The organism is Roseovarius mucosus (assembly GCF_002080415.1).
Lineage (GTDB): Bacteria > Pseudomonadota > Alphaproteobacteria > Rhodobacterales > Rhodobacteraceae > Roseovarius > Roseovarius mucosus_A.
Genome location: NZ_CP020474.1, coordinates 4,135,718 through 4,157,157, shown reverse-complemented (window position 1 = coordinate 4,157,157; position 21,440 = coordinate 4,135,718). Strand labels below are relative to the sequence as shown.

Below are 21,440 nucleotides of genomic sequence, written 5' to 3'. Positions count from 1 at the left end.
AAGTCAGCCCGCGCCCACGACCCACGCGCGCCTTGGTGCCCTCTGAAAACGGATTGCCGCATACAATGCAGATATGGAAACAACTGCTTTTGCTCTGCCTCATAGTCGGCACAGCGTATGGTGGCTATTACGGCTATCAGACTTATCTCGTGAGCGCGCCCGAAGCAGCTGCCGAGGCGCAGGCTGAGCGCCCTGTAACGGTTGAGATCGCTCTTGCAGAAGAGCGCACGCTGCAACAGACAATCGAAGCGGTCGGCACAACCCGCGCATTGCAATCCATCGACATCGTCCCCGAGGCGGACGGGCGGCTGACCAGCCTCAGGATCACGCCCGGCACGCGGGTCGAACAGGGCGATGTGCTGGCGCGGCTTGACGATACGATCCAGCGTGCCGACCTGAGCGAGGCCGAGGCTGTGCTGGTTGAACAGCGGCAAACCGTTGAACGCACGCGCCAATTGCGCCAAACCGCCGCCGTGTCGCAGGCCACCGAAGAAGAGGCCGTGGCGCGTCTGGCCGAAGCCGAGGCCGAAGTCGAGCGCGCACGCCGCAGGCTTGAGGATCGCACCATCACCGCGCCCTTCGGGGGCGTGGTGGGGCTTACCAACTATGACGTTGGTGCGCGCGTGATCGAAGGTCAGGTGCTTACCCGGCTGGATGACCTAAGCGAGGTCGAGGTGGAATTCTCGCTGCCTGAAACGGTGTTTTCCCAAGTGCGCCCCGGCCAGACCCTGATCGCCCGCAGCGCGGCCTTTGCGGACCGGGTTTTTGAGGGCACGCTGGATGTGGTGGACAGCCGGATTGATCCGGTCGGTCGCGCCTTTCGAACCCGCGGGCGGATACCGAACACCGATGGCACGCTAGCCTCGGGTATGTTTCTGGCGCTGACATTGGTGCTCTCTGAAAGCGCGCATGTCACCGTGCCCGAAGAGGCGCTGATCTTTCAAGCCGCCGAAACCTACGTCTTTGTCGTCACTGATGGCAAAGCCAATCGCCGCATCGTGACCTCTGGGCAGCGCAAGGATGGGCAAGTTGCCATCCTGTCGGGGCTTGAGGCGGGCGAAGAGGTGATCATTCGCGGACTACAGCGGGTGCGTGACGGGAGCGTGGTCAAAGTTCTGGGAGCAGACGCAGACGCAACGGCGAAAACCGACCTTGCCAAGCCGGAGAGCGCGACGTGACCCTCTCGGACATCTCGATCAGACGTCCAGTTCTGGCCGCTGTGGCCAGCCTTTTGATCGTGATCTTTGGTGTGGCGGCTTTGCGCTCTATCCCCGTGCGCGAATTGCCCGATGTGGACAATGCCGTCGTGACCGTGACCACCACCTATCGCGGTGCCGCGCCCGAAGTGATCGACACCGATATTACCGAGACGGTCGAGGGGGCCATTGCCTCGATCTCGGGCATTCGAACCATCAGTTCCGAGAGCCGACAGGGCCGAAGCCGCGTCACTATCGAATTTGAAACCAGCGTTGATATTGACGTGGCCGCCAATGACGTGCGCGATGCCGTAGGCCGGGTGCGCGGCGACCTGCCGGAAGAGGCCGACGAACCGCAGGTCGTCAAGAGCGATGCCGATGCCGATCCCGTGATGCGCGTCGCCGTCACCTCGGACCGCATGACAACAGCCGAAATCACGGATTATATCGACCGGTTCGTGGTGGATCGGTTCTCAACCCTCGACGGGGTGGCCAATGTTGATGTGATCGGTGCGCAGCCCTTTGCGGTGCGGATCTGGATTGACCGCCGCGCGCTCGCCGCGCGCAACCTCACCGTCTCGGATGTCGAGGCGGCGCTCTTGCGCAACAACCTTGAACTGCCCGCAGGCGAGGTGGAATCGATCAACCGGCAAATGACGGTGCGGCTGAACAGCCGGTTGCGCAGCATCGAGGATTTCCGCGACATCGTGATCGACCGCGTGGCGGGCTATCCGGTCCGGTTGGGCGATGTGGCGCGGGTCGTGCCGGGGGTGGCGGACGATTCCACCATTGTGCGCACCAATGGCACAGAGGCGGTGGGCATGTGGATCTTGCGGCAGAGCCAATCCAACACGCTGGAAATTTCCAATGCCGTGCGCGCCGAGATCAAGACGCTGGAACCGAACCTGCCGGAAGGCATGAAGATCATCGTCGGCTCTGATGATGCGCTCTTTGTCGGGGCGTCGATCCGCGAGGTGGTGATCGCGCTCTTTATTTCTCTGGCGCTTGTCGTCGCGGTGATCCTGCTTTTCCTGCGCAGTATCCGCGCCACGCTTGTTCCTTTCATCACAATTCCTGTGTCGTTGATCGGCAGTTTCCTTTTGATCGGCATGTGGGGCTTTTCGCTCAACACGCTGACATTGCTTGCGCTTTTGCTGGCGATTGGCCTGGTGGTGGACGATGCGATTGTGGTGTTGGAAAACATCCAACGCCGGATCGAGGATGGGGAATCTCCGCTCGTGGCCAGCGTGCATGGCGCACGCCAAGTAACCTTTGCGGTCATTGCCACCTCCATCACGTTGATTGCAGTTTTTGTACCGCTGTCGTTCATGCCCGGTCAGGTGGGCCGACTTTTTGTGGAGTTTGGCTGGGTCATGGCCGGCACGGTCGCCATCTCGACCTTTGTCGCCCTTTCCGCCTGCCCGGCGCTTGCCTCCAAGGTGCTGAGCGCCCGCAAACTGCGCGCCAATGCCCCATCCGGCCCACGCCCGCCCTCATGGATTCAGCGCGCCTATCGCGCACTCCTGACCCGCGCGATTGGCATGCCACTGGTAATCCTGCCCGTGACACTCGCCATCACCGCAGGAGCAGCACTTTTCTACGTGGATCTGCCCCGCGAGCTTGCGCCGCGCGAAGATCGCGGCGTTGGGTTTGTGCCACTTACCGCGCCTCAGGGATCGACCGTCGCGCATTCCGACATGGCGGCCCGACAGGTCGAGGCCATCCTTGATCCGCTGGTGCAATCGGGTGAGGTCGAAACCGTGTTCAGCTTTACCGGCTGGGGGGGGCGTTCGTGGCGCTCTTTCGTCGTGTTCCGCCTTGCGCCATGGGAAGAGCGGGATCGCCCGGTATCAGAGATTGTCAGCGAAATCGCACCGCAGATGGGGCAAGTCACCATCGCGCGCGGCTTTCCCGTAACCCCGGCGGGTCTTGGCCTGCGCGGCAGTTCCACGCCCGTGCAGGTGGTGATCGGCGGGCCTGACTTTGAGAGTGTCAAGGAATGGGCCATAACCCTTCTAGAGCGTGCCGAAGAGGTTGAGGGGCTCGTCAATCCCGAGATCAATTTTGAACAGAACCTGCCGCAGCTCGACATCGAAATAGACCGTGCGCGCGCCGATGATCTGGGCATCTCTGCCGATGTGATCGCGGCCACGCTGCAAACCATGCTCGCGTCGCGCGAGGTCACGACCTTTGTCAGCCGGGGTCGCGAATATCCGGTGCTGGTTCAGGCCGAGGATGCGGACCGCCGCTCGCCCACGGATATTGAAAACATCTTTCTGCGGGCGGGCGACGGGGAAACGCTGGTGCCGCTTGGCGCGCTCGTGACCCTGAACGAGAATGCCGCAACCCCGTCGCTACGTCGCTTTGACCGGCTGCCGTCTATTCAACTCTCGGGCGCGCTTGCCCCAGATGCAGAATTGGGCGACGTTCTGGAACAACTCCAAGAGATCGCCGCCGACATCCTGCCGCCCGAGGCCAAGCTGGGCTATGATGGTCAATCGCGCACCTATATCGACACCTCCGCCGGGGTGGGTGTGGTGTTTCTGCTGGCGCTGCTGATCGTCTATCTCGTGCTTGCCGCGCAATTCGAGAGTTTCGTGCATCCGCTTGTCATCATGCTAACCGTGCCGATAGGGGTCGCCGGGGCGATTTATGCCATGGCGGCGGGGGGATTATCGCTGAATGTCTACAGCCAGATCGGCATTATTCTACTGATCGGGCTCATCTCCAAAAACGGTATCCTGATCGTCGAATTCGCCAACCAGTTACGAGACGAAGGTTATGCCGTGCGTGAAGCTGTGATCGAGGCCTCGGTCCTACGCCTGCGTCCGATCATGATGACTGCCGTCTCGACCGTGTTGGGCGCGGTGCCGCTTGTCACCGCCTCTGGCGCGGGCGCCGAGAGCCGGATCGCTGTGGGCACTGTGATCATCGCAGGGCTGGCCATGGCCACGGCGCTCATGCTCTTTGTCACACCGATCCTGTATGACTTGATGGCGCGGTTCACCCGCCCGCGCGGAGCAATTGAGAAAACGCTCGACGCAGCGCTCGGCAAAAGCGGCCAGCCCGCTGAGTAAGCTCTTGCCGATGACAGCGCCTTACCCCGCTTTTGTAGCCCCACAAGGGTGGCATTCCCGTGATCGGGATGGCATAAAAGACCAGCAGTCTGGGAGGGTCGTCGCGGTGTTGAAATCCAGTGTCAGGGTCGCCTCGCTTGCCGCGCTGTGCCTCTGGATTCTGCCCGATCTGGCGCAGGCGGCTGAGGTCCGGCTGACCGCGCCTGACGCGGGGGATGGGTTTGCAGACCGTTTGCGCAGCGCCTCGCTCACGATCACCACTGCCGCCCAACAAGAGGCCACCGCACAAGACCTATTGGCTGCGGCCCAATCGGATTACGGGCGTCTGATCGGTGTGCTTTATGCCGAGGGGTTTTATGGCGGCGTGATCCGCATCCTCGTGGATGGCCAAGAGGCCGCCAGCATCCCGCCCCTGCGCGCGCCAAGTGACATCAGACAGATTGACATCACCGTCGAGCGCAACGCGCCTTTCGTCTTTTCAACCGCACGCGTCGCACCGCTTGCCCCAAAAACCAAGCTGCCGCCTGAATTTGTCACCGGCAACCGGGCCAAGGGCGATCTTATCGGCGATGCGACACGCAGCAGCATCGCCGCATGGCGCACCACCGGACACGCCAAGGCGCTTGTGTCAGAGCAAACCATTATTGCCGATCACGCGGCCTCGACCTTGTCCGCCGACATCCAGCTTGATCCCGGACCGCGCCTGCATTTTGGCGAGCTGTTGCTGGCCGAAGAAAGCCGCGAAAGCCGTGTGCGCCCGGACCGTATCCGCGACATTGCGGGCCTGCCGACGGGCCGCAAATTCTCGCCCGAAGAATTGGACAACGCCGCCACCCGCCTGCGCCGCAGCGGTGCCTTTCGCTCGGTTGTGATGATCGAGGCAGACAGGCCCAATCCCGATGGCAGCCTTGATATCACGGCCCGCGTCACCGATGCCCCGCCGCGGCGTCTTGGCTTTGGCGCGGAACTGGCCTCGCTCGAAGGGCTGACACTTTCGGGCTTTTGGCTGCATCGCAACCTCTTTGGCGGTGCCGAGCGACTGCGGCTTGATGCCATGATCGGTGGTATCGGCGGGGATTCAGGGGGCGAGGATTATCGCCTTGGCGCGCGCTATGACCGGCCCGCAACCTTTCACCCCGACACCGGGCTGTTTCTTGAGGCCCGGATCGAGGGAAATGACGAGCCAGATTATACGGAATCAAAGGTCGAAGTCGGCGGCGGCTTTACCCGGGTATTCTCGGACGAGCTGCGCGGCGAGGCGGGCATTGCCTATCGCTATTCCGACATCGACGACGATCTTGGACGGCGCGAGTTGCAGCATCTGCTGTTTCCGGCCAGACTGACGTGGGACAAACGCGATGATGCGCTCAACGCAACCTCGGGTCTTTTCCTTGAGGTGTCGCTCACGCCTTTTATCGGCCTCGACCAAAGATCGGGGGACGGCGCGCGCATATTTGCAGATGCCCGGCACTACCGTAGCTTTGGCGCGGGCGACCGTTACACCCTTGCAGGGCGCGCGCAGATCGGATCGGTCGCAGGCCCCTCAATCGGCGAAATCCCGGCAGACATGCTGTTTTATTCCGGGGGGGCAGGCACTGTGCGCGGACAGGATTATCAATCTCTGGGCGTGGATATCGCCCCCGGAGTGCGCGTGGGCGGGCGTGCCTTTGTCGGCTTCTCGGGCGAATTCCGCGCCAGCGTCACAGACAAGATCCAAGGCGTGGCCTTTGTCGACACGGGCTTTGTCGGTCAGGATGCGCTTGGCACAGGACGCGGGGATTGGCACAGCGGTGCCGGGATCGGTGCCCGCTACTTCACCCCCGTGGGCCCGATCCGCGTGGATATCGCCACACCCTTGGGTGAAAGGGCCGGGGAAGACCTCGAACTTTACATCGGTATTGGGCAGGCATTCTGATGGCCCGGCTGGTCCTTTTCCTGTCGTTGCTGCTGGGGGCGCTTGCAACGCCACTCTTGGCGCAAACCGCAGATGAGGATCGCGGCTATCTGCAAGCCTTGATTGAAGATAACCTCTCTGGTGCTGGACGCGAGGTGCGGATCACCGGCTTTGCCGGGGCGCTCTCGTCTCAGGCGACTATCGCAGAACTGACCATCGCTGATCGCGACGGCATCTGGCTCACGCTGCGCGATGTAACGCTCGATTGGACGCGCACGGCGCTTTTGCGGGGCCGGGTCGAAGTCAATCGCCTGACCGCGCGAGAAATCACGGTGGCGCGTGCGCCAATTGCCGAAGAACCGCTTTCGCCAGACATGGCAGAGGCCACGCCCTTTCGCCTTCCAGAGCTGCCAGTCTCCGTCAACCTCGGCGAGATCAGCGCCGAGACGCTTACTCTTGGCGCCCCGCTTTTGGGTGAGGAGGTCGCTCTGCGCCTGCTTGGGCGGCTGTCACTGGGAAGTGGTGAAGGGGCGGCAGAGATCGAGGTGACCCGCCTTGACGGGCGCGGTGCCGTATCGCTGAACGCAAGTTTTGTGAATGCGACCCAGGTTCTCGCCCTTGATCTGTCACTTCAAGAGGACGCGGGCGGCATCGCCGCCACTTTGCTGCAACTGCCAGATCGGCCCGCTCTTTCGCTCGGGATCAGCGGCACGGCGCCCTTGAACGACTATACGGCCGACATTCGCCTTGCCTCGGACGGCACCCCCCGCCTGACCGGAGAGGTTACGATCCGCGACGCGGAGGCCGAGGGCGTTACGTCAAAAGCCTTTGGCGCGACGATTTCGGGCGATCTCACACCGCTTTTTGCTGCTGACTACCGCCCCTTCTTTGGGACAGAAAGCGCGCTCAAACTGACCGGCACGCGCCAGCCAAACGGGGCCTTGGACATCGCGGATTTCACACTTTCGGCGGCACAGGTCACGCTGTCCGGCGCGTTGTCGCTCGATGCGGCGGGGTGGCCTCAGCGATTTAGGCTGACCGGCGAATTGGGCGATGGTGACAGCCGCGTGCGTTTGCCCATCAGCGGCCCCGCAACCCACATTCGTGGCGCTACGATTGACGCTGCCTTTGATGCCGCGCGCGGCGATCGTTGGCGCACACAGCTGGGCCTGACCGGGTTCGAGCGCCCTGATATCGGCCTTGCCACGGCCACGCTCTCGGGGCGTGGGGCGTTAGAACGCACCGCACCGCGCGGTGTGACGGCGCTTGTTGAATTTGACCTTGCCGGGCTGCGCGTTGACGATCCGGCACTGGCTGAGGCCGTCGGAACAGAACTGTCCGGCCTTGCCTCGCTCGATTTCACCGAAGATCGCCCACTTGTCCTGAGGGCCCTACGGCTTGTGTCCGGCGCTGCGCAGCTTTCGGGCAATGGACGGATCGCGGCCTTGGCCGAAGGGTTTCCTGTCTCTGGCACCGCAACGCTGGAGGCACCCAACCTCGCACGCTTTGCCGCGCTCTCCGGGCAGAGCATTGCAGGGGCAGCCAAGGCGACCATCGCAGGCTCTGGCAGCCTGCTTGGGGGCGACTTCGACATCACACTCGATGCGGAAACGGATCAACTTGCGGTCGGCATTGCCCAGGTTGATCCCCTGATCGCAAGCGCGGGCACGCTCTCGATGGCTGCACGCCGCGATACCACCGGCATCGCGCTCGACCGCCTTCAGATCGAAAATGACGTGATCCGCGCCACAGCTTCGGGGCGCCTCAGCGGCGAGAGCGGCGCGCTCAGCCTTGCGGCGCGGTTGACCGATCTGGCACTTTCAGATCCGCGCCTGTCCGGTCCGGCAGAAATCAGCAGCAACGTGGCCTGGCAAACCGGGGGCGATGTGACCCTGACGGGACTGGATGCAGCGCTCATGGGAAGCCGCCTGCGCGCCAATGCAACCCTCTCGCCCGAGGTCGAGGGCCTGCCCCTGAGCGGGGAACTCAGGGCAGAGATCAGCGATCTGGCACGGTTCAGCGCCCTGGCGGGCCTTCCCCTGCGCGGTGCCCTTGACCTGACGCTTGACGGCAAAGCCAAGGATCGTGGACAGGATGTAGAGATCAGCGCCACGCTCGATGGGCGTAATCTTGGAACCGGGATCGCCGATCTCGACAAGCTCATCGCCGGGCAACTCTCTCTCAGGGCAGACGGTGCGCGCCGCCTTGACGGGATCGAGATTGGTACGCTTCGGCTTGAGACGCCACAACTCGCGCTCTCCGCAGGGTCGCCCAACCCGGATGCTCCCGTAGATTTCAACATACGTCTGGCCAATTTGGGCCTGTTCGCCCCTGATTTCGCGGGCCCCGTGACCGCAACGGGCCGCGCCACCCTGTCGGGCGCTCTTGCTGAACGGGTGGCCGTGACGCTTTCAGCTGAGGGCCCGGGGGGCACCACGGCGCAGGTCTCGGGCGATATCGTGGATCACGGCGCGCGCCTTGATCTTAGTGCCAGTGGCGCGCTGCCGCTGGCGCTTGCCAACAGCTATATCCGACCAAACGCGATTCAGGGAACGGCGCGCTACGACCTGCGGATCAACGGTGCCCCCGCCCTGCCCGCCGTCTCGGGCACGATCAGCACCTCTGACACACGCATTGCCCTGCCCGCAACCGGCCTCACGGTCGAAACCCTGAGCGGCACGGCAACGCTCGGTCAAAGCCGCGTTCAGACAGATTTCACCGCGCAGATGCGCGATGGCGGACAGATACGGGTGACCGGGCCGGTTGGCCTGACCCCCGGCTTCACAGGCGATCTGTCGGTGGGGCTTGATGGCCTCGTGCTGAGCGACCAGTTGATCTATACCACGACGGTGAACGGCAACATTGGCGTCAACGGCCCGTTGACAGGCGGCGCGCGGATCAGCGGGGCGCTGACACTTGAGGAAACCAATATCCGCATCCCCTCGGGCTTGGGCGCGGCATCGGTCTCGTTGCCAGATCTTCAGCATCGCAACGAACCCGCCGCAGTGCGCACCACCCGAGAGCGCGCAGGCCTGATCCAGACCGAAACAGCCGGGCGCGCGCGGCCCTACGCGCTCAACCTGTCGATCAATGCCCCCAACCGGATATTCGTTCGTGGGCGCGGGCTTGATGCCGAACTGGGCGGCAGCCTGCGCCTTGCCGGAACCACCGATGCCGTTGCCCCGGACGGGTTTTTTGAATTGATCCGGGGACGGATCGACATTCTGGGTCAAAGGCTTACGATGACCGAAGGCCGCATCACGATGCAGGGCTCTCTTGATCCCTACCTGCGCTTTGTGGCCACCACCGATGCGGGCGACGTCGCCGTGCAAGTGATCGTTGAAGGCGTGGCAAGCGCCCCCGAAGTGCGCTTTGCCTCTGACCCTGATCTTCCGCAAGAAGAGGTGGTCTCTCGGCTTATCTTTGGGCGCGGCTTGGATAATATTTCTGCCTTTCAGGCCGCGCAAATGGCCTCGGCGGTGGCGACGCTGTCCGGCAATAGCAACGGCGATGTGGTTGGTAAGCTGCGGGGTGCCATCGGCCTTTCGGATCTCGACGTCACACAAACCGAGGATGGCGGCACCGAGGTGAGTGCCGGTGCCTATATCTCGGACAAGGTCTATACCGAAGTCACAGCCGACAGCGAAGGCAAGCAACGCATCAATCTGAACTTTGATCTTAGCGACAGTGTCACGCTCAAGGGCGGGGCCTCTAACGATGGCTCCTCTGGGGTTGGCGTGTTTTTTGAACGCGATTATTGAGGGAATCGCGAAAACTTTTACAGGTTGCTCAGAATTCGGGCATAAAAGACTGACCTAACGCTCTGCTGCTTGGAATGATTTGTGCAGGCACAGAGCAAAAGGGAGGATCGCATGCGTTATATTCCATGGTTGATCAGTATTCTGCTCGTGCCCATTGGTGGGGCGATTGCCATATGGTTGCTATTCTGGGGCGGGATGCTGGCAGGGCTTGCGGGCTTGGCCGCAACCATCGGGCTCTACGATGTTTACCAAAGCAAGCGTGCAGTTCTCAAAAACTATCCGCTCTCTGCCCGTCTGCGATTTCTCTTTGAACATTTCCGCCCAGAGATACGGCAATACTTCCTCGAAAGTGATCATGACGAGACCCCCTTTTCGCGCGAACAGCGCGCGCTTGTCTATCGCAGGTCCAAGGGGATCGAGGGCTTGCGCCCTTTTGGCACGTTGCGCAATGTCAATGCCGTCGGGCATGAGTGGATCAATCACTCCATGTCGCCAAGCCACATGGGTGACATCGCATTTCGCCAGCCCATCGGTGGCCCGGACTGCACACAGCCCTACGACAGTTCTGCGCTCAACATTTCGGGCATGTCCTATGGCGCGCTGTCGCCAACGGCGATTGAGGCGCTGAACTGGGGGGCAAAACTGGGCGGCTTTGCCCATACCACCGGCGAAGGCTCGATCTCGCGGTTTCATCGCAAACACGGCGGCGATCTGATCTGGCAGATCGGATCAGGCTATTTTGGCTGCCGCACCGCCACAGGCGCGTTTGACCCAGAGATGTTCGTCACCAATGCCTCTGACCCTCAGATCAAGATGATTGAGATTAAGCTCAGCCAAGGGGCCAAGCCCGGACACGGCGGCATCCTGCCCGGCGCAAAGGTGACAGAGGCGATTGCAGAGGCACGCGGCGTTCTGGTGGGTCAGGATTGCATCAGCCCTGCCGCCCATTCTGAATTTTCCTCGCCCGACGGCCTTTGCCGCTTTATCGCCCGGCTTCGGCATCTCTCGGGCGGGAAACCTGTGGGGCTCAAACTCTGCGTGGGTCACCCATGGGAGGTGTTCGCCATGGTCAAAGCCTTTCATGAAACCGGCATCACGCCAGATTTCATCACCATCGACGGGGCCGAAGGCGGCACCGGCGCGGCCCCGGTGGAATTCGCCGATCACAAAGGTGCCCCCATCCGCGAGGGGCTCATGCTTGTGCATAACAGCCTCGTTGGCATGGGGCTGCGCGACCGCGTTCGCCTGATTGCCTCGGGCAAGATTATCAGCGCCTTCGATATGTGCCGCATGTTCGCCCTTGGTGCCGATGGCTGCAATATCGCGCGCGGTTTCATGTTCGCGGTTGGCTGCATTCAGGCGCAAGTCTGTCACTCGGGCAAATGCCCAACTGGCGTCACCTCGCAGGATCCCGGCCGTTACCGCGCGATCGTGGTTGCGGAAAAGCATCTGCGCGTCGCCAGTTATCATCGCAACACGCTCTTCGCCCTCAAGGAAGCGGTGGAATCCTCTGGCCTTCAACGCCCACAGGAATTCACCCCACATCACCTGATGATCCGCGTCAACAGCCGCGAAGTGCGTTCCGCCGCAAGCCAGTATCTCTGGCTTGAACCCGGCGAATTGCTCGGCGGTCATGTCAGCCATCCCGCCTTTGCCAAATACTGGGATCACGCCCGCCCAGACACATTCGCCTTCGCCCCCTGACCAAGGACCGCGAACAACCGGGATAAGCCGGTTCTGATCAGAGGAAAACAAATGGTGCCCAAGGTGGGATTCGAACCCACACACCCGTAAAGGCGGCGGATTTTGAATCCGCTGCGTCTACCGTTCCGCCACTTGGGCACTGTTCTTTCTCTAGCCAAGCACGCGACCGACGTCCAGTGCCGAAACGGCGTATTGTGGCGGAATTTGTATGTGGCCGCGCTCGAGACTTGACCCCGGCCATCGGGCGTGGTGTCTCGCGTCAGGCAACGTAAGAGACCCGCAATGATCCGCGCCCTTTATGACTGGACGATCCGAATGGCCGACCATCGCCATGCGCTTTGGGTTCTGGCCGCGGTGTCCTTTGTCGAAAGCTCGGTGTTTCCGATTCCCCCAGATGTCTTGATGATCCCGATGATCCTCGCGCGGCCTTCGCGGGCGTGGTTGATCGCGCTTGTGGCGCTTGTATCTTCGGTTCTCGGTGGGTTGCTGGGCTATGCCATTGGGGCCTTTGCGTTTCAGGAAATTGGCCAACCCATCCTCGCAGCCCTTGGCAAGGGCGACGCAATGACCGAATTCAGCACAAGGTTCAACGATTTCGGGTTCTGGGCGGTGCTGACCGCTGGCATCACGCCCTTTCCCTACAAGGTCATCACCATCATGTCGGGCTGGACTGCCATGCCGCTGGGGGTGTTCATCGCCAGCTCCATTCTGGCGCGCGGCATCCGGTTCTTTCTTGTTGCGGCATTGCTCTGGAAATACGGGCCCTCGGTGCGCGATTTCATCGAACGCCGTCTCGGGCTTGTAACCATCGTCTTTGTAGTTCTGCTTTTTGGCGGCTTTTACGCAACGAGGTTCTTTTGATGCAACTGAGCCAGAAACATCTCATCCTCCTTGCGGCGGGCGGTTCTGCCGCGCTGATGCTGGGGGCGCTCGGGTTTCAGCACTTGGGCGGCATGGCCCCCTGCAAGCTCTGCATCTGGCAGCGTTGGCCACATGTAATCGCGATAGCCTTTGGCGCTGCTGCGCTCGTCGCCCTGCCCCGCCTGCTCTGCCTCGGGGGTCTTTTGGCTGCGCTCACCACGGCCGGTATCGGCGGATATCACACCGGGGTCGAGCGTGGCTGGTGGCAAGGTCCGACCAGTTGCTCGTCGTCCGGCACGGATGGGATCAGCGCCGACGCACTCTTTGAACAGATCATGGCGGCGCCCCTTGTGCGCTGCGATCAGGTGCCATGGGAGATGCTGGGCCTGTCGATGGCCAGTTGGAACATGCTGGCCTCTCTGGGCCTTGCCACACTCTGGCTGATGGCATTGCGCAAGCGCTGAACCATTGCTTAGGCCCCCGATTTCCACGTGTTGAGCAACAGGCTCGTCTCGGATTGCGCTATCCCCTCGAACCGCCGGATCTGCGCCAGCACCTTGTCCAGCTCTTCAAGCGTTTCGGTCCCAATCTCGACAATTACATCCCACCGGCCATTGGTGGTATGGGTCGCGCGCACGGCGCTCAGACCGTTGAGTTGGCGCAAGATCCGATCTGTGCCGCGCCCTTCAATCCCCAGCATCATGAGGCCCCGCACCGGATCACGGGCCGCGTCGCCGCGCAACACCACGGTAAAGCCAACAATCGCGCCACTTGCCCGCAACCGCTCAATCCGCGCCCGCACCGTGGTGCGCGACATCCCAAGCCCAATCGCCAGATCCGATAGAGAGGCGCGCGCGTCATGCCGTAGCATGGAAATCAACCTCTGATCGGCATCGTCCATTTCGCAGCTTCCTTGATCCAATTTGCACAAATACTACCCTATTTGCGCAAAATAGCCGCTTCATTTCAACTCAATTCGGCGGCATCCTGATCCCAAAGCGCAAATGTGAGAGCCTCTGATGACCCCACAAACCATCCTTCTGATCGGTGCCCCGGTGGATAGCGGCAAAGACCGGCGCGGCTGTCTGATGGGCCCTGATGCCTATCGCACTGCCGGCTTGGCAGAGGCGCTTGGCGATCTTGGGCATGGCTTGCGCGACCTTGGCAATCTCTGCCCTGCCCCGGCGACGGTCGATCCCGCCCTGCCCGCGCATCTGCACGCGCCTGCCGAAACGGCCGGCTGGACGGCAACCTTGATGCAGGCCGCAGAGGAAGCCATGCAAGAGGGGCTGCCGATCTTTTTGGGGGGCGACCACAGCCTTTCGCTTGGGTCCGTCGCAGGCGTGGCCAATCATGCCGCTGCCATGAGGCGCCCGCAATTCGTGCTCTGGCTTGATGCCCATAGCGATTTTCACACACCGCAAACCACTGCGTCGGGCAATCTGCACGGCACGCCGCTCGGCTATGTCACGGGCCGCGCCGGATTTCACGGCTTTCCAGAGGTTGCCAATCCGGTGCCCGAAGAAAACATCTGCATTCTCGGCCTGCGGTCCGTAGACCGTGCGGAACGCGAGGCGCTGCAATCCAGCCGCATCCGCTATCACGATATGCGCGTGATCGACGAACAGGGGATTTCCCGCCCTCTTGCCGCCTTTCTGGATCGCGTGGCCGCTGCGGGTGGCGCGCTGCATGTCAGCCTTGATGTCGATTTCATCGACCCGCTCTTTGCCCCCGCCGTGGGCACGACCGTGCCCGGCGGCGTCACGATCCGCGAGGCGCATCTGACGATGGAAATGATCTGCGACAGTGGTCTTATGACCTCGCTCGATCTGGTGGAACTGAACCCTTTTCTAGATGAACGCGGGCGCACCGCGCAGGTGATGGTCGATCTCGCGGCCTCTGCCCTTGGCCGCCGCGTGTTTGATCGCCCCACCCAGGCCTATAGCTGAGGACCCAAAGATGACGCTTGCCCCCTCCCACAAGGCGCTGGTGCCTTTTGTATCTGTCGATAACATGATGAAACTGGTGCATCACATCGGGATCGAGCCGATGTTGCGCGGGCTGGCCGACTATATCGAGGCCGATTTCCGCCGGTGGGAGCTGTTCGACAAGACCCCGCGCATCGCCAGCCATTCCGAGGAAGGCGTGATCGAGCTCATGCCCACTTCGGATGGCGAGGTTTATGGCTTCAAATATGTCAACGGCCATCCCAAGAATACCCGTGAGGGGCTGCAAACCGTCACCGCCTTTGGCCTCTTGGCGAATGTGGGGAACGGCTATCCTGTGCTCTTGTCCGAAATGACCGTGCTCACGGCGCTGCGCACGGCGGCCACCTCGGCGATGGTGGCCAAGTATCTTGCCCCCAAAGGCGCGCACACGATGGCGATGATCGGCAATGGCGCGCAATCAGAGTTTCAAACGCTGGCGATGAAGGCGATTTGCGGCCTCAAATCCGTGCGACTCTACGACATTGACCCCGCCGCAACCGCCAAGGCCGCCCGCAATCTGCGCGGTCTGGGGCTGGAGGTGGTCAGTTGCTCCACCCCCGAGGAAAGCATGGAAGGCGCGCAGATCATCACCACCTGCACAGCCGACAAGCAATATGCGACGATCCTGACCGACAACATGGTTGGGGCCGGCGTGCATATCAACGCCATCGGTGGCGATTGTCCGGGCAAGACAGAACTGGCACCCGGCGTGCTTCAGCGCTCGACCATCTTTGTAGAATATCCCGAGCAAACCCGGATTGAGGGCGAAATACAGCAACTTTCGCCCGATCACCCCGTGACCGAGATGTGGCAGGTGATCAACGGCACCGCCAAGGGGCGCAGCCACGCTGATGAAATCACGCTTTTTGACAGCGTGGGCTTTGCCATCGAGGATTTTTCGGCCCTTCGCTATGTTCGCGACCATATCGCGGGCACCGACCTTTTCCTTGATCTCGACCTATTGGCCGACCCGGACGATCCCCGCGACTTGTTCGGGATGCTGCAACGTGCGAGCACCCCATAACCGCCCCCGTTTAGCGTCCTTTAAACAGCCCGCCCAAGATGCCACGCACGATGCGGCGGCCCGTGGTGCCGGTCAATTCCTTCATCACGGCTGAGGCAAGCGCGTCGCCAAAGCCTTCGGGTTCGCGCGCGCGGCGGCTCTGCCCCGAGGTGGCCCCACCTGAATACCGCCGTGCCGCTTTGAATTCGCGGGCGCGCTCGGCTTCGGCCTCTTCGGCGGCGGCCTCTGCGGCACTCTTGACCTCGGCGTCTTCGGCCTCTTTCGCCGCAGCGGCGGCGCGGGCGGCCAGAATCTCATGGGCGGACTGCCGATCAATCGCCGTCTCGTATTTCCCCGCAACGGGCGAGTCTGCGATGACCGCGCGCCGGGTGGCCGCATCGCAAGGGCCAAGCTGTGTTGCGGGCGGGCGTACAAGCGTGCGTTCAACCACCCCCGGCACACCCTTGTTTTGCAGCATCGAGGTTACAGCCTCGCCTACGCCCACATCCCGGATCGCCTCTACCGTGTCAAAGCGCGGATTGGGGCGATAGGTCTCGGCGGCGCGGCTCAGCGCCTTTTGATCCCGCGCGGTAAAGGCGCGCAGCGCGTGCTGAAACCGGTTGCCAAGCTGGCCCAGAATATCCTCGGGCACGTCATCCGGGTTCTGAGTGATGAAATAAACACCAACCCCCTTGGACCGGATCAGGCGCGCCACCTGCTCGACCTTGTCGACCAGAGCCTTGGGCGCATCCTCAAACAGCAAATGCGCCTCGTCAAAGAAGAACACCAGCTTGGGTTTATCGACATCGCCCACTTCGGGGAGTGTCTCAAAGAGCTCGCTCAAAAGCCACAAGAGGAAGGTCGCATAAAGGCGTGGCGAATTGATCAGCCGGTCGGCGGCAAGGATGTTGACATAGCCACGCCCCTCGGGCGTTACGCGCATCAAATCCTCTAGCGCCAAGGCTGGCTCGCCAAAGAAATGCGCGCCCCCCTGATTTTCCAGCACCAAGAGCGCACGTTGAATGGCCCCGACCGAGGATACACCCACATTGCCATAGCGCAGCGACAGATCGGCGCTGTTCTGGCCCACCCATGTCAGCAGCGCTTGCAGATCCTTGAGGTCGAGTAGCGGCAACCCCTCTTCATCCGACACGCGAAACGCGATGTTGAGCACACCCTCTTGTGCATCCGAAAGCCCCATCAGCCGCGACAGCAAGAGCGGCCCCATCTCGGCCAGCGTGGTGCGCACCGGGTGCCCTTGCTCGCCAAAGAGATCCCAAAAAATCACCGGAAAAGTATCATAGCGAAAGGCGTCAAAGCCAATTTTCTGGGCACGCTCGGTGAAGGGTCCGTGCAGCTTGTTTTCGGGGCTGCCTGCGACGGCCATGCCCGATACATCGCCCTTGATGTCCGACAGGATCACAGGCACGCCCGCATCCGAGAACCCCTCGGCCAATACTTGCAACGTCACCGTCTTGCCGGTGCCTGTGGCCCCCGCGACAAGACCATGCCGATTGCCGTATTTGAGCAAGAGTTCCTGAGGCTCGGAATAATCCGCACCGCCGCCGCCCACGAAAATCGAAGTCTGCACCCCAACACCCCCTATCCAGAAAAGGTCACGGGCTGACCATACTTAATTAACCCTTTCATGCCAGTCTGAATTCATGCCCGGAACCGATTGTCCTCTGGTTGCGGGTGACTTCCTCCCTGTCAGACTGGCCGCGCCCCTCGGGTGCGGCCTTTTTTCGCGATTTTGCGACCTTCCCTGTTGACGGGTGCGCGCATCTGTCCTAGCGTCCGTTTCAATAACTAAGTCGGCCAGTCCGACGGGGAGAAACGTAGGAAGAGGCCGAAAGGCCTCTTTCTTTTTTGCTGACCTCATAATCACAGCGTATTACAAGATGGCGTAAAGCTGCTGGCGACGCGACATTGCGACGTATTTCATCCTGACTCTCCCGGCACACCATGCTAAAGCGCGGCGGAAACATAGACCGATATGGGGAAATGATGCCTAGACTCCTTACAAGCCTTTCGATTGTGGCGCTTCTCGCAATGGGCGGAGCCCTCAGCGCACAAGAAGCAACACAGCCGGCCCCCGAAGCCCCGGTAGAGGCCGCAGAACCGGACGCCGAGACCCCGGCGATCGGTCTCGACACCGGACGCCCTGTGCAAGAGGATCCGTCCTATATCAAATCCACCCATGACGATTGGCAGATCAAATGCTTTCGCACCGGGGTGGAAGGGCAAGAAGACCTCTGCCAGATGTATCAGCTGATGACCGAGAGCGCCGGGAATCCGGTGGCGGAATTCACCATTTACCGCCTGCCCGAAGGTGGTCCGGTGATCGCAGGCGCCACGATTGCTGCCCCTCTGGGCACGCTTTTGACCGAAGAAATCAAGCTCTCGGTCGATGGCGCCAATGCCAAGAGTTATGCCTATTCGTTCTGCACCATGGCGGGCTGTTTCGCGCGCATCGGTCTGACGCAACAGGACATCGACACGATGAAGCGCGGTGTTAAGGTGACGCTTGAAATTGTCCCGGCTCAGGCGCCGGATCAAAAGGTAAAGATTGACGCCTCGCTCAAGGGCTTTACCGCTGCGTTCGAAGAAGCCTCAATTCTTCAGCAGTAATTAAAATATCACTCCTAAGGCCAACGCCGCCCTATGGGGCGGCGTTTTGCGTTCCAACCTCAGGCAAAGCGCTTGAGCGCCAGCACAGCGTTGAGCCCACCAAAGGCAAAGGCATTGCTCAGCGCCACATTCACTCGCGCCTCGCGCGCCACGTTCGGCACCACGTCCAGTGCGCATTCCGGGTCCGGTTCCTCATAGCCGATAGTGGGCGCAATGATCCCGTCGCGCAGCGCCATGATACAGGCCAAAAGCTCGACCGCGCCAGTTCCACCGATCAGATGCGCATGCATGGATTTCGTCGAGGAAATCATCAGACGATCCGCGTGATGCCCGAACACATCCGCCACCGCCGCACTCTCGGTCTTATCATTCGCCGCAGTGCCAGTGCCATGCGCGTTGATATAGCCCACCTCTTCGCGGTTGATCCGCGCATCATTGAGCGCGCCGGTGATGGCACGTGCGGCCCCCTGTTTGGAGGGCATGACAATGTCGGAGGCATCCGACGTCATGGCAAAGCCTGCCACCTCGGCCAAAATCTCGGCCCCGCGCCTTTTGGCATGCTCCATCTCTTCAAAGACGAAAATCGCGGCCCCCTCGCCCTGAACCATACCGTTGCGATTGGCCGAGAATGGGCGGCAGGCATCCCGGCTCATGACGCGCAACCCCTCCCACGCCTTGACGCCGCCAAAACACAGCATCGATTCAGATCCCCCCGTGACCATCACCGGGGTAATGCCGCCATGCACCATCTGAAATGCCTGCGCCATCGCGTGATTGGACGACGCGCAAGCGGTCGAGACGGTAAAGGTCGGCCCCTTGAGATTGAATTCCATCGACAGATGCGAAGCAGCGGCGTTATTCATCAGCTTGGGCACCACAAAGGGATGCACCCGGTTCTTGCCCTCTTCGTAGACAGAGCGGTAATTCTCGTCGAGCGTGGTCATGCCCCCGCCTGAATTGCCAAGAATCACGCCCGCCCGCGCGGCCAACTCGCCCGAAAACTCCAACCCGGCCTGCGCCATGGCCTGCCGCGCCGCGATCAGTGTGAATTGGGTAAACCGGTCATAGAGCGCCAGTTGCTGACGGTTGAACTGCACCTCGGGATCGTAGTTCTTGACCTGGCCACCAATGCGAATCGACAAGCGCTCGACGTCCTGAAACTCCAGATCGGAAATACCGCAACGCCCTTCGCGCATCGCCTCAAGCGTGCTGGGCACATCGGCCCCAAGCGCGTTGATCGTGCCCGCGCCAGTAATGACCACCCGTTTCACGATTGCGCGGCCACCAGCCGCTCGATGCCGGCGATGATCGAACGCACAGTGGAAATGTCGAAATCGCTCTCTGACGGGTTGTTGGCGTTGAAGGGCACGGAAATGTCAAACGCCTCTTCGATGGCAAAGATACTCTCGACCAATCCGAGACTGTCGATACCCAGGTCCTCGGGCGTGCTGTCGAGAGTGACATCCGCAGGTTCGAGCACGGCCTGTTCGGCGATGATGGCGATGACACGGTCCTGAATGGTGCTCATGGCAAGGTCTTTCATTCTGACGCCCGGGGGCCGGGCGGATGCTGGTCTTCTGCGTCGGTTTGGTAACAGTTTATTTAAGATCGGTCCCGCGCGCAGACAATCTTTTCAAGACAGCTGCGCAGTGTGCCGCACCTGAAACCCTTCGCTATCACAGGCAGGCGCATGGCAAAAGGCCCGCACCTCGCGGCACGGGCCCTCAACCGACGAAAAACTCAGATCTCAGCCCCGTGGCGTATCCAATGACACCCCGGCCTTTTCCAGCGCTTCCCAGATCCGCGCATCGCGCCCGTAGACATCGCCACGATACTGCGGACGCCCCTGTGCTTGGGTAAAGGCCGTGCGATAGATGATATGCACCGGCACATGCTGCTCCAGTTGCACATAGGTTTCACGCCCTGTGCCCAGCACGGAATGAAAGAAGGCCTTGGGATCGCTTTCCTGCCGCCCCAAGAGCGCATAGGCGAAATCGAACGGTTGATGCAGGCGGATACAGCCATGGCTGAAATCGCGCTTCTCCAGATCGAACAGCGCTTTTTGCGGCGTGTCGTGCAGGTAGATATTGTACTTGTTGGGGAACATGAACTTGACCAGCCCAAGCGCGTTGCGCTCTGACGGTGGTTGCTTGATCGCAAAGGGAAAATTGCGCGCATTATACGCGCCGAAATTGACTGCCCCCCGGCTCACCTCGCGGCCATTGCGATTGTAAAGCTTGAGATGAGACGCCGCCCCCGGATTGCGCTGCATCTGCGGCAGGTATTCATTGACCGCGATTGAATAGGGCACATGCCACGTCGGATTGATGACCATATACTCCATCTCATCCGAGAATTCGGGGCTCCGGCGGTTCTGGTCATTCTTGCCAATCACGGCTCTGGTTGCAAAGGTCACCGCGTCATTGTCGAGAATACGCGCGCTGAAATCGGTCAGGTTAACAAGTATGTGGCGCTGTCCGCGCTCCTCGCTTAGCCAGCGCTCCCGCTCCATCGCGACAATCACCGATTTGAGCCGCTCTGTCGCAGGGGTATTCACCGCCGCAAGCGTCGTCGCCCCCGCAATGCCGTCGGTCTCAAGCCCGTGATCCCCTTGAAAGGCCTGAACCGCCTGTTGCAGCCTCATATCATAGGTCTGCGCCGCACTCCGATCCAGATAGCCCATTGCAATCAGCCGGTTACGCAGGGCGATGACAGCCGGGCCGCTGTCGCCGGGCCGCAGCTTTTCTGCAGAAACCGTAGCCCCCCATCCGCCTTCTGCGACCAACTGCTCTAGCCGCAGTTTTTGTTTGAGGAGGCGCGCGTATTCATTGCTTTGCGGCGCAAGGTTCCGCATCACACGGCTAGGTTCTTTTGCAAGAATCTCTTTCAAAAGCGCGCCAGATTCCTGCCGCAAAACCTCACGCTTGATGTCACCAATAACCTTTGAGGGCACCAAAACCCCAGATTGCACATCATGCGCATAGCGCAGATAGGTGCGGCTGAGTTCGACCTCTACCTGCCCCAGATCGCGCTGTGACCGCGCGGCGGTCATCGACGCAATCAACCCGTCAAGATCATAACGCTCCGCAGGCAGGCCATGCACCCCGGCCCGCGCCAGCACCTGAACCAAGGCCTGACGGCGCGCGAGATGCTCGGCCCCAGCGCCGGTCCAGACCGGACGATAGCTCTGATCCTGATAAAAGGCCGCAAGGTCACGATCCTCGGCTGCGGCCTCGGCCACCGCTTGCCGAAACGCCGCTTCTTGCGCCGCAGCTGGCATGATCCATGCAAACAGAACAAGTGCGGCGGTCAGCATGACCGGGAC

Annotated in this window: 15 protein-coding genes and 1 tRNA gene; 10 read left to right on the top strand and 6 right to left on the bottom strand. The window is 61.4% G+C overall.

The features are described 5' to 3' along the window. Positions 1–65 precede the first annotated feature (65 nt). The 5 genes from ROSMUCSMR3_RS19800 to ROSMUCSMR3_RS19780 all read left to right on the top strand — a co-directional run bounded on the left by ROSMUCSMR3_RS19800 (position 66) and on the right by ROSMUCSMR3_RS19780 (position 11,632). The gene (locus ROSMUCSMR3_RS19800; RefSeq protein ID WP_237183498.1) at positions 66–1,178 is read left to right on the top strand and encodes an efflux RND transporter periplasmic adaptor subunit; all 1,113 of its coding nucleotides are present in this window, start codon (positions 66–68) and stop codon (positions 1,176–1,178) included. Next, positions 1,175–4,273, top strand: coding sequence for an efflux RND transporter permease subunit (locus ROSMUCSMR3_RS19795; RefSeq protein ID WP_081508487.1), 3,099 nt, complete (start codon positions 1,175–1,177; stop codon positions 4,271–4,273). The genes ROSMUCSMR3_RS19800 and ROSMUCSMR3_RS19795 overlap by 4 nt, the downstream gene beginning before the upstream one ends. A gap of 106 nt (positions 4,274–4,379) precedes the next feature. Then, the gene (locus tag ROSMUCSMR3_RS19790; protein WP_081508486.1) at positions 4,380–6,188 is read left to right on the top strand and encodes an autotransporter assembly complex protein TamA; all 1,809 of its coding nucleotides are present in this window, start codon (positions 4,380–4,382) and stop codon (positions 6,186–6,188) included. Continuing rightward, positions 6,188–9,928, top strand: coding sequence for a translocation/assembly module TamB domain-containing protein (locus ROSMUCSMR3_RS19785; RefSeq protein ID WP_081508485.1), 3,741 nt, complete (start codon positions 6,188–6,190; stop codon positions 9,926–9,928). The genes ROSMUCSMR3_RS19790 and ROSMUCSMR3_RS19785 overlap by 1 nt, the downstream gene beginning before the upstream one ends. Positions 9,929–10,039: 111 nt before the next feature. Beyond that, complete coding sequence (locus ROSMUCSMR3_RS19780; RefSeq protein ID WP_081508484.1) at positions 10,040–11,632, top strand: FMN-binding glutamate synthase family protein; 1,593 nt, start codon at positions 10,040–10,042, stop codon at positions 11,630–11,632. A gap of 52 nt (positions 11,633–11,684) precedes the next feature. On the opposite strand, the gene ROSMUCSMR3_RS19775 is transcribed toward ROSMUCSMR3_RS19780, so the two are convergent. Further along, positions 11,685–11,770: transfer RNA gene (locus tag ROSMUCSMR3_RS19775), tRNA-Leu, on the bottom strand. Between the two features lie 144 nt (positions 11,771–11,914). On the opposite strand from ROSMUCSMR3_RS19775, the gene ROSMUCSMR3_RS19770 reads away from it, so the two are divergent. Next, positions 11,915–12,493: a YqaA family protein gene (locus ROSMUCSMR3_RS19770; protein ID WP_008282238.1), complete on the top strand. Its 579-nt coding sequence runs from the start codon at positions 11,915–11,917 to the stop codon at positions 12,491–12,493. Then, on the top strand, positions 12,493–12,957 hold the full coding sequence (locus ROSMUCSMR3_RS19765; RefSeq protein WP_008282237.1) for a disulfide bond formation protein B: 465 nt from the start codon (positions 12,493–12,495) through the stop codon (positions 12,955–12,957). The genes ROSMUCSMR3_RS19770 and ROSMUCSMR3_RS19765 overlap by 1 nt, the downstream gene beginning before the upstream one ends. Before the next feature lie 8 nt (positions 12,958–12,965). On the opposite strand, the gene ROSMUCSMR3_RS19760 is transcribed toward ROSMUCSMR3_RS19765, so the two are convergent. Further along, positions 12,966–13,394 carry an Lrp/AsnC family transcriptional regulator gene (locus ROSMUCSMR3_RS19760; protein WP_037269691.1) on the bottom strand — a complete coding sequence of 143 codons (429 nt, stop codon included), beginning with the start codon at positions 13,392–13,394 and terminating at the stop codon, positions 12,966–12,968. A 118-nt stretch (positions 13,395–13,512) separates the two neighbouring features. On the opposite strand from ROSMUCSMR3_RS19760, the gene rocF reads away from it, so the two are divergent. Together rocF and ROSMUCSMR3_RS19750 are read left to right on the top strand one after the other, a co-directional pair. After that, positions 13,513–14,442 (top strand): arginase, encoded by a 930-nt coding sequence (rocF, locus tag ROSMUCSMR3_RS19755; RefSeq protein WP_008282235.1) that lies wholly within the window; start codon positions 13,513–13,515, stop codon positions 14,440–14,442. A 10-nt stretch (positions 14,443–14,452) separates the two neighbouring features. Next, positions 14,453–15,505, top strand: a complete 1,053-nt coding sequence (locus ROSMUCSMR3_RS19750; RefSeq protein ID WP_081508483.1) for an ornithine cyclodeaminase — start codon at positions 14,453–14,455, stop codon at positions 15,503–15,505. Positions 15,506–15,515: 10 nt separating this feature from the next. Here the strand turns inward: ROSMUCSMR3_RS19750 and ROSMUCSMR3_RS19745 are convergent, their stop codons facing one another. Then, the gene (locus ROSMUCSMR3_RS19745; RefSeq protein WP_081508482.1) at positions 15,516–17,075 is read right to left on the bottom strand and encodes a helicase HerA-like domain-containing protein; all 1,560 of its coding nucleotides are present in this window, start codon (positions 17,073–17,075) and stop codon (positions 15,516–15,518) included. A 416-nt stretch (positions 17,076–17,491) separates the two neighbouring features. On the opposite strand from ROSMUCSMR3_RS19745, the gene ROSMUCSMR3_RS19740 reads away from it, so the two are divergent. Further along, positions 17,492–18,115, top strand: coding sequence for an invasion associated locus B family protein (locus ROSMUCSMR3_RS19740; RefSeq protein ID WP_037298327.1), 624 nt, complete (start codon positions 17,492–17,494; stop codon positions 18,113–18,115). A 59-nt stretch (positions 18,116–18,174) separates the two neighbouring features. Here the strand turns inward: ROSMUCSMR3_RS19740 and ROSMUCSMR3_RS19735 are convergent, their stop codons facing one another. From ROSMUCSMR3_RS19735 to ROSMUCSMR3_RS19725, 3 genes are all read right to left on the bottom strand, one after another. Further along, entirely contained in the window at positions 18,175–19,386 is a 1,212-nt protein-coding gene (locus tag ROSMUCSMR3_RS19735) for a beta-ketoacyl-[acyl-carrier-protein] synthase family protein (RefSeq protein ID WP_081508481.1), read from the bottom strand. After that, entirely contained in the window at positions 19,383–19,643 is a 261-nt protein-coding gene (locus ROSMUCSMR3_RS19730; protein WP_037298430.1) for an acyl carrier protein, read from the bottom strand. Before ROSMUCSMR3_RS19730 ends, ROSMUCSMR3_RS19735 begins: the two co-directional genes overlap by 4 nt. Before the next feature lie 219 nt (positions 19,644–19,862). Next, on the bottom strand, positions 19,863–21,431 hold the full coding sequence (locus ROSMUCSMR3_RS19725; RefSeq protein ID WP_081508685.1) for a L,D-transpeptidase family protein: 1,569 nt from the start codon (positions 21,429–21,431) through the stop codon (positions 19,863–19,865). Between the last annotated feature and the right edge of the window lie 9 nt (positions 21,432–21,440).

Coding starts and splice junctions, on each gene's coding strand:
- ROSMUCSMR3_RS19740 (WP_037298327.1), top strand. CDS start 17,492: ATGCCTAGACTCCTTACAAGCCTTTCGATTGTGGCGCTTCTCGCAATG.
- ROSMUCSMR3_RS19765 (WP_008282237.1), top strand. CDS start 12,493: ATGCAACTGAGCCAGAAACATCTCATCCTCCTTGCGGCGGGCGGTTCT.
- ROSMUCSMR3_RS19730 (WP_037298430.1), bottom strand. CDS start 19,643: ATGAGCACCATTCAGGACCGTGTCATCGCCATCATCGCCGAACAGGCC.
- ROSMUCSMR3_RS19800 (WP_237183498.1), top strand. CDS start 66: ATGCAGATATGGAAACAACTGCTTTTGCTCTGCCTCATAGTCGGCACA.
- ROSMUCSMR3_RS19780 (WP_081508484.1), top strand. CDS start 10,040: ATGCGTTATATTCCATGGTTGATCAGTATTCTGCTCGTGCCCATTGGT.
- ROSMUCSMR3_RS19750 (WP_081508483.1), top strand. CDS start 14,453: ATGACGCTTGCCCCCTCCCACAAGGCGCTGGTGCCTTTTGTATCTGTC.
- ROSMUCSMR3_RS19770 (WP_008282238.1), top strand. CDS start 11,915: ATGATCCGCGCCCTTTATGACTGGACGATCCGAATGGCCGACCATCGC.
- ROSMUCSMR3_RS19785 (WP_081508485.1), top strand. CDS start 6,188: ATGGCCCGGCTGGTCCTTTTCCTGTCGTTGCTGCTGGGGGCGCTTGCA.
- rocF (WP_008282235.1), top strand. CDS start 13,513: ATGACCCCACAAACCATCCTTCTGATCGGTGCCCCGGTGGATAGCGGC.
- ROSMUCSMR3_RS19725 (WP_081508685.1), bottom strand. CDS start 21,431: ATGCTGACCGCCGCACTTGTTCTGTTTGCATGGATCATGCCAGCTGCG.
- ROSMUCSMR3_RS19760 (WP_037269691.1), bottom strand. CDS start 13,394: ATGGACGATGCCGATCAGAGGTTGATTTCCATGCTACGGCATGACGCG.